Genomic DNA, 12,931 nt, shown 5'->3' with positions numbered 1-12,931 from the left:
GCGCTGACCCGCGCCGGCTTCGCGGGGGCGGGCGCTGGCGCGGGCTGCCCTCCACGCCCTAGGGTGCCGGGCATGAGCCCGAGAGATGTCCTGCCGGAAAGCCCCGCCGAACAGCATGATCCCCGGGAATGGCCGCCGCAACTGCGCGCCCGCGCCCCGGCGACCTGGCTGCTCACCGTGCTGATGGGCCTTGGCCCGTTCAGCATGCAGATCATCATTCCCGTCCTGCCCACCCTCGCTGCCGCCTTCGCGGTGCCCTATGCGACGGCGCAGATGACGCTGACCGTGTATCTGGCGGGCATCGCCATCGGCCAGCTGATCTATGGCCCGCTGTCGGATCATTTCGGCCGCCGCCCCGTGCTGCTGGCGGGCCTCGCGGTGTATCTGCTCGGCTCGGTGGCGGCGCTTCTGGCGCCCGGCATGGGCTGGCTGGTGGCGGCCCGCGCGGCGCAGGCCGCCGGAGGATGCGCCGGCATGGTGCTGTCCCGCGCCATCATCCGCGATGTCTTTCCGCGCAACCAGGCGGCCAGCAAGATCGGCTTCGTGATGATGGGCATGACGGTGGCGCCGATGATGGCGCCGCTGCTGGGCGCCGAATTGTCGGCCGCCTTCGGCTGGCGCGCCATCATGGTCGCCTGCACCGCCTTCGGCGTGGCGATGCTGCTTCTCGGGCTGCGCCTGCCGGAAACCCTGGCCACGCCGCAACCCCTGCCTGGCCTCGCCGGCATGGCGCAGGCCTACTGGCAGCTGGCGCGGCTGCGCTCCTTCCGTTGCTACACCGCCATCACCGCCTGCACCACCGGCACCTTCTTCGCCTTCATGGCCGGCGCGCCGCGCGTGGTGATCGAGGGCATGGGCCACAGCACCCGCAGCTATGCCGTGGCCTTCATGGCGGTTTCCGTGACCTACGCGCTGGGCTCCTTTGTCGCCGGGCGGTTCTCCGTGCGGTGGGGGCTGGAGCGGATGCTGTGGTACGGGCTGGTGATCGCCACGGGCGGCACCCTGCTGGGCGTCGCGATGCAGCTCGGCCTGCCCTTGATGCTGGGAACCTTTTTCCTGCCCATGGCGCTGGTGGCGGTGGGCAATGGCATGTCGCAGCCTTCCGCCGTGGCGGCCGCCGTCAGCGTCCGGCCGCAACTGGCCGGCACCGCCTCCGGCCTGGTGGGGGCGCTGCAAATGGGCTTCGGCGCGGTGATGACGCTGGTGACCTCCGCGCTGGAATTCGGCGCCGGCATCGGCACGGCGGCGGCCATGGCCGGCTGCGCGCTGGGTGCGCAGCTGGCCATGCGCGGGGCACGCCGGGCCTCGCCTTCCTCCGTGGCGGATTGACCCTGGGGAAGGGCTGCGGCAGTTTTGTTCTGTGATCGTCATTGACCACCGGATCGCCGGGCAACTGGCCGCAGAACTTCCAAAGGATGTTTTCCGGGAAATCCTGGAAGCCTATTGCCGCGATCTGGGCCGGCTTTGCCGCGAAATCCATGATGCCGCCGTGGCCGCCCGGCCCGAGGCCTTCCGCCAGGCCGCCCACGCCATGGCCGGGGCCTCCGCCTCGGTTGGCGCGGTGCAGCTTGAGGAACTGGCGCGCCGCGTGCTGCACCCACAAACGAATGGGGCGCAGGACCTGCAACTCCTGGCAGCGCAGATCCAGGAGGTCACGCACCGGACGGTGGCGGAGCTTCGCGTCCTGGCCCATAACTTCCAATAGCTTTTCCTGTAGCGTTCCAACACCTCAGGTCGCAAAAATTCGTTTTCGTAAGGATCCGGTAAAGGCATTCTGCGACTACATGGACGTTCAGCGACGAAACGCCGCTTGAGGTGGCCCGCAGGAGATGGTCCCTGGGGCGGCCCTGGAGGGGAGCCTGATGGAAGCGGTCTGGACCTGCCTGACCCAGGAGCATGATCCAAGGCTGGTGGCGCTGGCGGCCGTGATCTGCCTCGCGGGCGCGCTGGTGGGCCTGAGCGTGCTGCGCCGGGCCGTTGGCGCCACCTCGTACAGCCGTGCCGGCTGGCTGATCATGTCGGGCCTGAGCGCGGGGGCCACCGTCTGGTGCACGCATTTCGTCGCCATGCTGGCCTATGCCCCTGCGGGGCGGCTGGGCTTCCATCCCCTGATGACCCTCGCCTCCCTGCTGGTGGCGATCGCCATGGCGGCCCTGGGCTTCAGCCTCGCCATCAGCCGGCTGCCAGCGGCGGCCTGGCTGGGCGGCGGGGTTGTCGGGGCAGGCATCAGCGCCATGCACTACATCGGCATGGCCGCCTTCGGCGATGGCGGCATCCCCGGCTACGACATGACGCTGGTGGCCGCCTCGGTGCTGATGGCCTTGCTGTTCAGCATGGCCGCAGTGCCGCTGGCGCTCCATGCGGCTTCCTGGGCCGGCCACATGGGCGGGGTGGCGGCGTTCTGCCTTGCCGTGGTGTCCCTGCACTTCACCGGCATGGGCGCCGTGAGCCTGCTGCCGCCGCCGGTGGTGCAGCAGGATGGCGCGACGGGCCAGGCCGTTCTGGCGCTGGCGATCGGCCTGGTCGCCCTGATGGTCGTGGCCGCCACCGCCGCCGCGTGGCTGATCGATCGCCATGGCCATGCCGAAAGCCTCGTCCGGCTTCGGCGGCTGGCGGATTCCGCAATCGAAGGGCTGGCCGTGATCCAGAACGGCCGCATCGTTGAAGCCAATGGCAGCCTGCAGGCCATGACGGGGCTGTCCCGCCTCCAGTTGCTCGGCCGGACCATGGAGGGCGAGATGCTGCCCTCGCTGCGCCTGCCGGAACTGTTCGGCGAGGTGATGCTGGAAGCGCAGCTGCGCCGGGCCGATGGCAGCCTGATGGATGTGGAGCTGGTTGTTCGCGACAATGTCCCGCAGCCTGGCAAGCGCGTCTTCGCGCTGCGCGACCTGCGGGAGCGGCGGGAACAGGAGCGCCGCCTGAGCCATCTGGCCGCGCATGACGGGCTGACCGGACTGGCCAATCGCGCCGGCTTTACCCACCGCATCGCCCGGCAGCTGCGGGATGCCGCCGCCAGCGGCCAGCGCCTGGCCCTGCTGCGCATCGGCCTGAACCGCTTCAACGAGGTCAATGATCTTTTCGGACACGCCGCGGGCGACAAGCTGTTGAAGGGCTATGCCACCGCGTTGAAGGGGATGGCGCAGCCGCAGGGGTTGCCGGCCCGCCTGGGCGGAGACGAGTTCGCGCTGCTTCTGCCTTTTGCCGAGTTGCATGAGGTGGAGGCGCTGGTGCAGGCCGTCAGCGGCATCGCGCCCAGCGGGCCTGTGGCGCTGTCCGCCGCCATCGGCGTGGCCCTGTTCCCTGACGATGCCGCCGATGCGGAAGCCCTGCTGGCCAATGCGGATGTCGCCATGCGCCGCGCCAAATCACCGCACGCATCCGGGGCCTGCTTCTATCAGGCGGATATGGATGCCGCGGTCCGGGAGCGGCGGCGGCTGGTCAGCGATCTGCGGCAGGCGCTCAAGGCCGGACAGCTGAGCCTGTTCTACCAGCCCCAGATCGCCACCGGCACGGGCCGCCTGCGCGGCCATGAAGCCCTGATGCGCTGGCAGCACCCGTCGCGCGGCTTTGTTTCCCCGGCCGACTTCATTCCGCTGGCCGAGGAAACCGGCCTGATCCTGCCCCTCGGGGAATGGGCGCTGCGCACCGCCTGCGCCGCCGCGGCCGCCGAGCCACGCCTGGGCAAGGTGGCGGTGAACCTGTCGCCGGTGCAGTTCCGCCAGGCCGGACTGGCGGTGCTGGTGGCCGACATCCTGGCCGAGACAGGGTTGCCACCCGACCGGCTGGAACTCGAAATCACCGAATCGACCCTGATGCAGGACCCGGGCCGCACCCTTGAGGTGCTTCGGGCGATCAAGGCGCTGGGCGTCAGCGTGGCCATGGATGATTTCGGCACCGGCCATTCCTCCCTGGCCACGCTGCGCGCCTTTCCATTCGACAAGATCAAGCTCGACCGGTCCTTCGTGCCGGAGATCGACAGCAATCCGCAGGCCCGCGCCATTCTGCGGGCGGTGGTCGGCATCGGCCGGGGCCTTGGCATACCGGTCCTGGCCGAGGGAGTGGAAACACCGTCCGAACTGGCCTGCCTGCGCGACGAGGGGTGCGCCGAGGTGCAGGGCTACCTGATCGGACGCCCCGCGCCACTGGCCGCCCTCAGTCTTTCCGAGCCGGCGGCGGCCGCCTGAGCTTCAGCCCCGCTTCACCACCAGCGGGCCGAAGCTCTGGCAGACCGGCATCACCTGCACGGTGTTGATGTTCACGCGCGCCGGACGCGTCGCCGCCCAGTGGACGGTGTCGGCGATGTCCTCAGGCGTCAGCGCCTCGGTGCCTTGGTAGACGGCGGCCGCCTTGGCATCGTCGCCGAAGCGGACATTGGAGAATTCGGTGCCGCCCACCAGCCCCGGCTGGATGTCAGTGACGCGCAGCGCGGTGCCGGCCAGGTCGGCGCGCAGGTTCAGGCTGAACTGGTGCACGAAAGCCTTGGTGGCGCCATAAACATTGCCGCCGGGATAAGGCCATTCCGCGGCGGTGGAGCCGATATTGACCACATGGCCGCGGTTGCGCGCCACCATGCCCGGCAGCACTGCATGGGTCATCGCCACCAGCCCCTTGGTGTTGGTGTCGATCATGGTTTCCCAGTCCGACAGGGTGGCGCGCTGCGCCGGCTCGAGGCCCAGCGCCAGGCCGGCATTGTTGACCAGGATGTCGATCTCGGCCCAATCGTCCGGCAGGGCCGCGATGGCGGCGCCGATGCCGGCGGTGTCGCGCACATCCAGCGCCACCGGAAGCACGCGGTCGGCGCCCAGCTCCTGGGCCAGCGCCTCCAGCCGCTCGGCGCGGCGGCCAATGGCGATGATGCGCGCGCCGTCGGCGGCGAAGCGGCGGGCAATGGCGGCGCCGAAGCCGGAGGTCGCCCCGGTGACAAGAATGATCATGCGCGGGATTCCTGATGCATGGGACCTCCGGTATGGCAGTGCGCCACGGAAGCGGGAACCCCTTCCCCCGTCAGCCGACTCGCAGCAGGGCGGGGCCATTGGCCTTCAGCCAGTCCTGCGCCGCCATGCGGTGCGGGCTGAGCTGCGCCAGATGCGCCCAGAAGCGCGGCGAATGGTTCATCTCCCGCAGATGCGCCACCTCATGCGCCACCACGTAATCCAGCACCCAGGGCGGGGCCATGACCAGCCGCCAGGAAAACGCCAGGGTGCCGTCGGCGGCGCAGCTGGCCCAGCGGGTGCGGGTGTCCTTCAGCCGGATGGCGCGTGGCTGCACCGCCAGGGTGGCGGCATGGCGCTGCGCGCGCGGGGTGATGCGGCGCACCGCTTCCAGCCGCAGCAGGGCCAGGACGCGGCGCGGCAGCGCCTCGGCCGGCCCCCCCACCAGGATGGCGCCGTCCCGCAGCGCCGCCGGCCCGCGCAGCGCCGGCTGATGCCGGATCGGGTGCGGCACGTCGCCCAGGCGGATGGTGGTGCCGTCGACGAAGCGCAGCGCCGGCGGCAATTCCCGCAGCCGGGCCGAAACCCAGTCGGCATGGCGATGCAGCAGCGCCAGCCCGGCCTGCCGCGCGATGCCGGGGGGCAGGGTCAGCACCGCTTCCCCCGCTGTGGCATCGATCCGCAGCGACACCCGCCGCGCCCGAGCCGAGCGACGCCAGCGCAGCGCGCAGGCCCAGGGCGGCACATCGGCCGCAGGGCGCAGCAGCACGGTTTCGGCACCCCCGCCCTCAGGCCTCATTCAGGCTCAAGGGCGCGCCGCATCGCCGCTTCCACGGTTGCCGCCCGGTAAGGTTTGGTCAGGAACACGGAGCCGGGCACGGCCCTGGCGGCTTCCGCCGCCCCATAGCCGGACGCGAAAACGACGCGAAGATCCGGCACGCGCTGCCGGGCCTCCTGCGCCAGGACCACCCCTGACATGCCAGGCAGGCCGATATCGGTGAACAGGAGGTCAACCTGGTGCCGCTCCATCTCGCGCAGCGCGGAGCGGCCGTCGCGGGCACTGATGACATGAAAGCCGAGCGCGGCCAGCAGGTCCTCGCTGTCCATCAGGATCAGCGGATCATCCTCCACCAGCAGCACCCGCTTCCCCGCCAAGGGCTTCAGGCCAGGGGCAGGATGCGCCAGGGGCGGAGGCAGGCGGGTCTGGGCCAGCGCCGTCAGCTCCTGGCGCCGGTTGTTCAGGGTGTGGCGTACCTTGCGCGCCAGATCCTCGCGCCGATAGGGCTTGGACAGCAGGTTCACGCCCGGATCAAGCCGCCCGCCATGCACAATGGCGTTCTCGGTATAGCCGGAGGTGAACAGCACCGCGGCATGCGGCTGCAGCGCCTGCACCTGGCGCGCCAGGTCGGGGGCGCGCACCGGCCCGGGCATCACCACATCGGTGAACAGCAAATCGATGGCGATACCGCTGCGGACGATGTTCAGCGCCGCCTGCCCTTCCGAGGCGCGCAGCACGGTGTAGCCGAGATCGGCAAGCAGATCGACCACCACCTCCTGCACGACGGGATCGTCCTCGACCACCAGAATGGTTTCGCGGCCACCCTCCACGGGGGCCTCGGCCGTGGCCGGCAACACCTCCTCCGCGCCATGGGCGCGCGGAAGATAGAGGCGCACCGTGGTGCCCTGGCCAGGCTCCGAATAGATCTTGATGTGGCCATGGCTCTGCTTAACGAAGCCATACACCATGGACAGCCCGAGCCCGGTGCCGCGCCCTTCCCGCTTGGTGGTGAAGAAGGGCTCGAACACCTTGCCCAGGATCTCCGGCGGGATGCCGCTGCCGGTGTCGGACACGCCGAGCATGACATATTGCCCAGGCTGCACATCCTCATGCTGCGCGGCGTAGATGTCGTCCAGCATGGCGTTGCCCGCCTCGATGGTCAGGCGGCCGGCGCCTTCCATGGCGTCCCGCGCATTGACCGCGAGGTTCAGCAGCGCGTTCTGCAACTGCGCCGGGTCGGCCATGCTGTTCCACAGCCCGCCGGCCACCACCGTTTCCAGTTCGATCGCTTCCCCCAGGGCGCGGCGCAGCAGGTCGTCCATTTCCCGCACGAGGCGGCCGACATGCACGATGCGCGGCTCCAGCGGCTGGCGGCGGGCGAAGGCCAGCAATTGCGAGGCCAGCTTGCCGCCGCGCTCCACCGCGCTCATGGCGGTGGCGAGGCGGCGCTGGTCCTCCGGCGCCACCATCGAGAATTGCAGCATCTGCAGGTTGCCGCTCAGCACCTGAAGGATGTTGTTGAAGTCATGCGCCACGCCGCCGGTGAGCTGGCCGATCGCCTCCATCTTCTGGGACTGGTGCAGCGCCGCCTCGGCGCGCTGCCGCTCGGCCTCGCTCGCTTCCAGCGCGGCGGTGCGGACGCGCACCATTTCCTCCAGCTGGTCCTTGTAGCGCCGAAGCTCATCGGCGTTGCGCTTCGATTCCGTGACGTCGTAGCCCAGCACGAAAATGCCGAAGACCTGGTTCTCCGCGTCCAGGATGGGCTGGAAGACGAAGTTCAGGAAGCGCTCGGCCAGCGCGTCCTGGCCGGGTACCCGCAGGCGTGCCGGCATGGCTTCCGCCTGATAGGCCTGGCTCGAGGCATAAACCTTGTCGAGCAGCTCGAAGAAAGGCTGCCCTTCAAGCTCCGGCAAGGCCTCGCGGACGGGCTTGCCCAGCATGTCATCCCGGCCGACCAGCCGCGTATAGGCGGCGTTGACGATCTCGAACACATGGTCCGGGCCACGCACGAATGCCGCGAAGGCCGGCGCCTGCTCAACCAGCCGGCGCAGATGCAGCCGCTCCGCATCCAGCAGGAGGTTGGTGCGCGACACCATCTCGGCACGCCGGAAGATGCTTTCCTCCAGGTCCAGCGGCAGGTCGGATGCCCCGGTGCCGGCTTCCTGACGCAGCCGTTGCATCTCGGTCACGTCATCGGTTTGCTGCAGGATCAGCGAAACCTCGCCCGCCTCATCCAGGATCGGGGTATGGGTAGCGCTCCAGAACCGATCCTCGAAGCCCATCGCGGAGGGAATGGCGTAGCGGATCAGGGCGATCGTGTCGGGCTGCCGATGGGTCAGCACCGCCTGCAAAGACCGGCGGAGCTGCCGCAACCCTTCCCCGTCGGGATCATGCGGCCCGCCGGGAAAGGCATCGAAGATGTTGCGGCCGAGAATGTCCTCCGCGCGCCGGCCGGTGGCCATCAGATAGGCCCGATTGGCCCATACCAGCGTCAGCGCCGCATCCATGACCAGGTAGTTGCGCGGAGCGGCGTCGAGCAGCGCCTTGAAGTCCATCGGCATGATTCCTGCGCTGGCCCGATCGGCGAGCAAGATGCGGGGCCTCAGCCGGGATAAGCCTTCAACTCGATCTCGACGAAGCTGAACGGCGCATCCCCGATATTGACCACGTTGTGCTCGGTTCCCGCAGGCCGTTCATAGGAGATGCCCGGCTGCAGATTGACCTCGGCCGTGGCATTGCCGGGCAGTTCCAGCATCATGCGGCCCTGGTGCAGCGGCACCACGACATAGGACCAGCCATGCCGGTGCCAGCCAGTTTCCGCGCCCGGCGGAAAATCCCAGCGGGTGACCCGCACCGCCTCGGTATCGAGTTGCTGGGTCGCCGTGGCCGGCGGGCGGCAGCGCAAGGGTTCCGCCGGCGGCTTGCCGCCCAATCTGGTTTCTCCCATTCTTCAGCTCCTTTTCCTTATGGGCGGTACTGGCCATTCTCCCGGCCAGTTCACCACATGGTCCTCAAGGTCGCGAGCCTGGCGCTCCGGCACGGCGCGGCCGCGCACGGACGCCCCGGCCTCATGCACCGTTTCCGGCCGGCCGGAGACAAGGGGATGCCATTCCGGCAGGTCCTTGCCCTCCGCCACCAGGCGGTAAGCGCAGGAAGGGGGCAGCCAGTCGATCTGCGCCAGCCGCTTCGGCGTCAGGCGCACGCAATCGGGCACATGGTCGCGGCGATGGGCATAATCGCGGCAGCGGCAGCTTTCCGTGTCGAGCAGCCGGCAGGCCACGGCGGTGAAGGCCAGTTCCTCGGTGTCCTCGTCGCGCAGCTTGTGCAGGCAGCACCGCCCGCAGCCATCGCACAGGCTTTCCCACTCGGCGCGGCTCATCGCAGCCAGGGATTTTCGCTTCCAGAACGGCAAATCGGCACCCATTCGATCTATCCTAAGGCGCCACTGCTTGACGTGGGAGGGAACGGAGAGCGAACATAGGGCAGAGATGCTGGAACTCTCAACACCTGAACGGACTTTGCGCGTTTGCCGCGCGGCGTCGCGGCTTTGCGGCAGGCTGGGCTGGGCACCCCTGCTGGAGGTGCCCCTGCCCAGCGGGCGGCGCCTCGACATCCTGGCCCTGGATGCCGATGGCTGCCTGACCGCGATCGAGGTCAAGAGCTGCGCCCGCGACTTCCAGACCGACCTGAAATGGCCGGAATACCGCGAATGGTGCGACCGCCTGTTCTTCGCGGTGGACCTGGATTTTCCGCAGGCCCTGCTGCCGGAGGATGTCGGGCTGATCGTCGCCGATGACGGGGAGGCGGCCATTTTGCGGCCGGCACCGGCCCACAAGGTGGCGCCGGCGCGGCGCAAATCGCTGCTGCTGCGCTATGCTCGGCTGGCGGCCGGCCGCCTGCACGGGATGCTGGATCCTGCGGCGGCGACCGAGCTGCGCGCGGCGCTGAAGGCCGAATAGGGTCCGGGCCGGCCCTGGCAGGTCAGGGAATGTCCCCGGGAAACAGGTGGGTGCCATCCGGCTGCAAGGGCAGCGGCATCGCCCATTTCACGGCGGAGAAGGGCAGCGGCCCGTAGAGATGCGGGAACAACCCGGGCCGGGAGCCGCCGCTGGCCGGCTCCCACCGCAACGTGACCCCGAGCGCCGCGGCATCCGCGGCCACCAGCCACAGGTCAGGCTGGCCGGCTCGGTGCTTGGCGGCGCTGGCGCGCAGCTGCGCGGCGGTGGAGAAGTGCAGGAAGCCGTCCCGCGCATCATCCGCGCTGCCGCGATAGATGCCGGCTGCGCGGGCTTCCTGCCAGTCCTCGTCGCGGACCATGGTGTAGATGATGGGCTCCATGCCCCCCGTTTAGCGCCCGGCGAGGCGATAGAACAGCATGCCGCCGATCTCATCCACCGGCGCCTGGCCGATCGCCCAGGGTGGCAGTTCGCTGCCGTGATGGGCATGGGTGGCGCCGGAGGTCGGGTCCATCAACGTGCCGGATGCGGCGCGGGCGGCAATGCGGCGGCAGATCGCCATGCCCGCATCGCCGGGCGGGATCGACAGCATCAGCAGGTGCCGCAGATGGTTGCGGTTCCAGCAGGAAAACTGGAATGGCGCGCGGCACACGGCCGCCAGGTCCTTGCCCCAATGTGTTGCCGCGCCGCTCTCGGCGAGGCGGACGCGGTTCATGATGGTGGCGGCCAGCGCCTCGATGGCACGGACCGGGCAGGTGCCCGCCTCGGCCCAAAGCGTCATGGCCAGCACCTCCTGCGGGGGGATGGCCTTGGCAACAGCGGGGGCGGCGGCGGGAACGGCACTCGGCATGGTCGGAAAGCCTTCTGTGCGGAACAGGCTGGCGGGATCAGGCGCAGGAATCGGGACGGCGACCGAGCTGCGCCGCCTGGATGGCGGCGGTCGCGGTCGCCGCCCGGGTGGCGGCATCCAGCTTTTCCTCGATGCGCAGCAGGTGCTGGCTGAGGCGCTGATCCACGTCGCGGATCAGGGAAAGCGGGACATAGGTGCGGGCGACCTCCAGCTTGAAGGCCGCCAGTTCATCACGCGTGCGGGCCAGCGCTTCGGCAGGCTCCGCGATGTCGCCGCGGACCGGCTCGTGCGGCTCGCAGGCGGGGCCAGGCATGCCGCGGCGCAGGCCGTGCAGCATCCAGAACAGCAGCGCCAGCATCGGGGTCTGCACGGCGGCGGCCAATGTCTGGGGTTCCAGATCAAGCGGGTTCATCCGGCCCTCCTCGGGCTTCAGGGGGAAGCGGAACGCCATGCCGGATCAAGCGCGGCGGACATGGCGCGGGGATCGCGGAAACAACAAAAAGCCCGCCCCCGGGAAAAGGGCGGGCTGCCATCAGGCGCCGTGAAGGGTGAGCCGGAACGCGGCGGGCGCAACTCGCCCGCTGACAGCGTCATCCTTACGGGATGAGCAAAAGTGATGCAAACAAATAGTGAACATGCCAGTGGGATTTTCCCGCGACAGTGGATGCGCCCTCATGCGCCCCGCCAACCGGGAGCATGACGCGGGGGTGGCGAGCCCGGCAGCCGCACAGGCTCCGCCAGCAGGCAGCCTGACAACGCATCCAGCGCATCGTCCCGCGTGCCCGGGGCATCCGGCTTCCATTCCGCCATCTCCACGGGAAAGGGCGTGCGGAAGATCCGTTCATGGGCGTAAAGGCGCCGTGCCGCGAGCAGCGGGTCGAGCGCCGAAAGGATGCGCTCCTGCTTGGCGCGCCGGCTGTGCTGTTCCACCACCGCGCAGGCGGCGCCGGCGCGCGCCATCTCCCGCTTCAGCAGGGCGGGCAGGAAGCGGCCGATGCCGTTGGTTTCCACGCGCAGCACCGGCAGCAGCAGGTCCCGCGCGATGGCGGCCACCGCCCGGCATTGCTGGGTCGCCGGGTCCTCCGCCGCATCGGGCTCATGCGTCAGATAGGCCAGGCGGTGCAGGTAGTGATTGCCCTCCGCATCGGCATAAGTGGCGGCGAGCACGCTGCCATCGCCGGTTCCCGGCCGGCCATAGGCCGGATCCCAGAAGCCGCCGCCCGAGACCATCCGCCGGCCCAGAAGGTGCAGCACCGGACGCTGCTGGGCCTCGCTGTAATGGATCTCCTCGGCGTAGCGCAGGATCGAGGACGGATCGAGGCGGGCGGCGCCGCCGGCCACGGGGCGCAGCATCATCTGGCGGCCGAAATGGATCGGTCCTACGCGTTCACGCAGCTGGGCGATCATTGTGGCGGAGAACCGTTCCGGCCAGGCGCTCCGGCCGCCGCCATCCAGCAGCGGCACCAGGAGGCGGCGATAGCCGGAAAGGAACGCCTCCCCCGCCGCTGGGTCGCGATAAAGGCTGTCGGCGCAATGCGGCGTGCCGACATACAGGATTGTGCCGCCCGGTGTCAGGATGAACTCGGTTTCCGCCAGCCGCTCGCGCAGTTCGGCGCGCTTTCCGGCGGTGTCGCAATTGCCGGCGACCTCGACATCGTCGCAGATGATGACGTCGGCGCGGGTGCCGGTGATGTTGCCCGTCAGCCCCGCTGCCAGCATCGACGGATCGCGCAGCGCGCCGGCACGCCGCACGGTGAAGCGGTCCACCGTCCAGGCTTCCGGCGAATGCGGGATCAGGTGGCGGCAGAGCGGATGCCGTTCAACGATGCGGCGCACGGCTGCCACCATCTTGGTGGCCAGCATGTGATCGGCCGCCAGCACCAGGATGCGGGTTTCCGGCCGGCGCGACAGCAGCCAGGCGCAGTAGAGCCCGACCAGTGTGGATTTGCCGCAGCCGCGGAAGGCCATCAGCAGCAGCCGGCCATCGCCGCGATCGCGGCATTGCTGCAGCCAGCGCAGGATACGGCGGTGAACAACCGGCGTCCCCTGCCCCGCCACGCTGTTCCAGACCCAGGCGAATTCCGCGAGGTCAGCCGGAAGGTCCGCCATCGCCCTCGCCCTCCTCCTCATCATCGGGTGCGGCGGCCAGGGCGCCGCGGGCCTGCCGCAGCAGGTCGGCCGCCTGGGCGATGCCGGCCTGCTCGGCCGCCGCATCGCCCTGCCCCCGGGCGAGCTTCAGCAGATGCTCCAGATGCGCCAGGGCCGATTTCGCGGCGGCGTGATGGGCGGCGAAGGCCTTGGCGTCGTCATGCGTGCCAGGGGCGGGTCCGCGCCCCAGAAATGCGTCGTAATCCTCGACCACGCGCCGGATGGCGCGCTGAAGCGCTTCCGGCGCGACGTCTTCCCGGCGGTTCAT

At 69.7% G+C, this 12,931-nt stretch carries 14 protein-coding genes; 4 read left to right on the top strand and 10 right to left on the bottom strand.

The window, feature by feature from the left end:
• Positions 1-72 precede the first annotated feature (72 nt).
• The 3 genes from F0Q34_RS01155 (at position 73) to F0Q34_RS01145 (ending at position 4,184) form a co-directional block, all read left to right on the top strand.
• Positions 73-1,329: a multidrug effflux MFS transporter gene (locus F0Q34_RS01155; RefSeq protein ID WP_149810309.1), complete on the top strand. Its 1,257-nt coding sequence runs from the start codon at positions 73-75 to the stop codon at positions 1,327-1,329.
• 31 nt (positions 1,330-1,360) lie between these two features.
• Positions 1,361-1,705 carry an Hpt domain-containing protein gene (locus F0Q34_RS01150; protein ID WP_161600749.1) on the top strand — a complete coding sequence of 115 codons (345 nt, stop codon included), beginning with the start codon at positions 1,361-1,363 and terminating at the stop codon, positions 1,703-1,705.
• A gap of 124 nt (positions 1,706-1,829) precedes the next feature.
• Complete coding sequence (locus F0Q34_RS01145; protein ID WP_149810307.1) at positions 1,830-4,184, top strand: bifunctional diguanylate cyclase/phosphodiesterase; 2,355 nt, start codon at positions 1,830-1,832, stop codon at positions 4,182-4,184.
• Positions 4,185-4,187: 3 nt separating this feature from the next.
• On the opposite strand, the gene F0Q34_RS01140 is transcribed toward F0Q34_RS01145, so the two are convergent.
• From F0Q34_RS01140 to F0Q34_RS01120, 5 genes are all read right to left on the bottom strand, one after another.
• Positions 4,188-4,934, bottom strand: coding sequence for an SDR family NAD(P)-dependent oxidoreductase (locus F0Q34_RS01140; RefSeq protein WP_149810306.1), 747 nt, complete (start codon positions 4,932-4,934; stop codon positions 4,188-4,190).
• A gap of 70 nt (positions 4,935-5,004) precedes the next feature.
• On the bottom strand, positions 5,005-5,730 hold the full coding sequence (locus tag F0Q34_RS01135) for a M48 family metallopeptidase (protein WP_149810305.1): 726 nt from the start codon (positions 5,728-5,730) through the stop codon (positions 5,005-5,007).
• Positions 5,727-8,264, bottom strand: coding sequence for a response regulator (locus tag F0Q34_RS01130; RefSeq protein WP_241665247.1), 2,538 nt, complete (start codon positions 8,262-8,264; stop codon positions 5,727-5,729). Before F0Q34_RS01130 ends, F0Q34_RS01135 begins: the two co-directional genes overlap by 4 nt.
• A gap of 47 nt (positions 8,265-8,311) precedes the next feature.
• Positions 8,312-8,656: a cupin domain-containing protein gene (locus tag F0Q34_RS01125; protein WP_149810303.1), complete on the bottom strand. Its 345-nt coding sequence runs from the start codon at positions 8,654-8,656 to the stop codon at positions 8,312-8,314.
• A gap of 3 nt (positions 8,657-8,659) precedes the next feature.
• Positions 8,660-9,133, bottom strand: coding sequence for a YcgN family cysteine cluster protein (locus F0Q34_RS01120; protein WP_149810302.1), 474 nt, complete (start codon positions 9,131-9,133; stop codon positions 8,660-8,662).
• Positions 9,134-9,197: 64 nt separating this feature from the next.
• Between F0Q34_RS01120 and F0Q34_RS01115 the strand changes: the two genes are divergently transcribed.
• Positions 9,198-9,668, top strand: coding sequence for an MmcB family DNA repair protein (locus F0Q34_RS01115; RefSeq protein WP_149810301.1), 471 nt, complete (start codon positions 9,198-9,200; stop codon positions 9,666-9,668).
• Positions 9,669-9,690: 22 nt separating this feature from the next.
• On the opposite strand, the gene F0Q34_RS01110 is transcribed toward F0Q34_RS01115, so the two are convergent.
• From F0Q34_RS01110 to F0Q34_RS01090, 5 genes are all read right to left on the bottom strand, one after another.
• Complete coding sequence (locus tag F0Q34_RS01110) at positions 9,691-10,047, bottom strand: DUF952 domain-containing protein (protein WP_149810300.1); 357 nt, start codon at positions 10,045-10,047, stop codon at positions 9,691-9,693.
• Between the two features lie 9 nt (positions 10,048-10,056).
• Positions 10,057-10,515: a cell wall hydrolase gene (locus F0Q34_RS01105; RefSeq protein WP_149810299.1), complete on the bottom strand. Its 459-nt coding sequence runs from the start codon at positions 10,513-10,515 to the stop codon at positions 10,057-10,059.
• 37 nt (positions 10,516-10,552) lie between these two features.
• Positions 10,553-10,927: a hypothetical protein gene (locus tag F0Q34_RS01100; RefSeq protein ID WP_194163317.1), complete on the bottom strand. Its 375-nt coding sequence runs from the start codon at positions 10,925-10,927 to the stop codon at positions 10,553-10,555.
• Between the two features lie 260 nt (positions 10,928-11,187).
• Entirely contained in the window at positions 11,188-12,624 is a 1,437-nt protein-coding gene (gene terL, locus F0Q34_RS01095; RefSeq protein ID WP_149810298.1) for a phage terminase large subunit, read from the bottom strand.
• Complete coding sequence (locus tag F0Q34_RS01090) at positions 12,605-12,931, bottom strand: hypothetical protein (protein WP_149810297.1); 327 nt, start codon at positions 12,929-12,931, stop codon at positions 12,605-12,607. Before F0Q34_RS01090 ends, terL begins: the two co-directional genes overlap by 20 nt.

The sequence above is a fragment of the Teichococcus oryzae genome (genome assembly GCF_008386565.1).
In the GTDB taxonomy this organism is placed as follows: domain Bacteria; phylum Pseudomonadota; class Alphaproteobacteria; order Acetobacterales; family Acetobacteraceae; genus Pseudoroseomonas; species Pseudoroseomonas oryzae.
The sequence above is the reverse complement of the archived record's forward strand: the minus strand, read 5'-3'. Positions and strand labels throughout refer to the sequence as shown.

What these genes read in the sequence shown, in the direction of transcription:
- F0Q34_RS01105 (WP_149810299.1), bottom strand. Translation starts at nt 10,515, where the DNA reads ATGCCGAGTGCCGTTCCCGCCGCCGCCCCCGCTGTTGCCAAGGCCATC.
- F0Q34_RS01090 (WP_149810297.1), bottom strand. Translation starts at nt 12,931, where the DNA reads ATGAACCGCCGGGAAGACGTCGCGCCGGAAGCGCTTCAGCGCGCCATC.
- F0Q34_RS01140 (WP_149810306.1), bottom strand. Translation starts at nt 4,934, where the DNA reads ATGATCATTCTTGTCACCGGGGCGACCTCCGGCTTCGGCGCCGCCATT.
- F0Q34_RS01135 (WP_149810305.1), bottom strand. Translation starts at nt 5,730, where the DNA reads ATGAGGCCTGAGGGCGGGGGTGCCGAAACCGTGCTGCTGCGCCCTGCG.
- terL (WP_149810298.1), bottom strand. Translation starts at nt 12,624, where the DNA reads ATGGCGGACCTTCCGGCTGACCTCGCGGAATTCGCCTGGGTCTGGAAC.
- F0Q34_RS01125 (WP_149810303.1), bottom strand. Translation starts at nt 8,656, where the DNA reads ATGGGAGAAACCAGATTGGGCGGCAAGCCGCCGGCGGAACCCTTGCGC.
- F0Q34_RS01145 (WP_149810307.1), top strand. Translation starts at nt 1,830, where the DNA reads ATGGTCCCTGGGGCGGCCCTGGAGGGGAGCCTGATGGAAGCGGTCTGG.
- F0Q34_RS01100 (WP_194163317.1), bottom strand. Translation starts at nt 10,927, where the DNA reads ATGAACCCGCTTGATCTGGAACCCCAGACATTGGCCGCCGCCGTGCAG.
- F0Q34_RS01130 (WP_241665247.1), bottom strand. Translation starts at nt 8,264, where the DNA reads ATGGACTTCAAGGCGCTGCTCGACGCCGCTCCGCGCAACTACCTGGTC.
- F0Q34_RS01110 (WP_149810300.1), bottom strand. Translation starts at nt 10,047, where the DNA reads ATGGAGCCCATCATCTACACCATGGTCCGCGACGAGGACTGGCAGGAA.
- F0Q34_RS01155 (WP_149810309.1), top strand. Translation starts at nt 73, where the DNA reads ATGAGCCCGAGAGATGTCCTGCCGGAAAGCCCCGCCGAACAGCATGAT.
- F0Q34_RS01115 (WP_149810301.1), top strand. Translation starts at nt 9,198, where the DNA reads ATGCTGGAACTCTCAACACCTGAACGGACTTTGCGCGTTTGCCGCGCG.
- F0Q34_RS01120 (WP_149810302.1), bottom strand. Translation starts at nt 9,133, where the DNA reads ATGGGTGCCGATTTGCCGTTCTGGAAGCGAAAATCCCTGGCTGCGATG.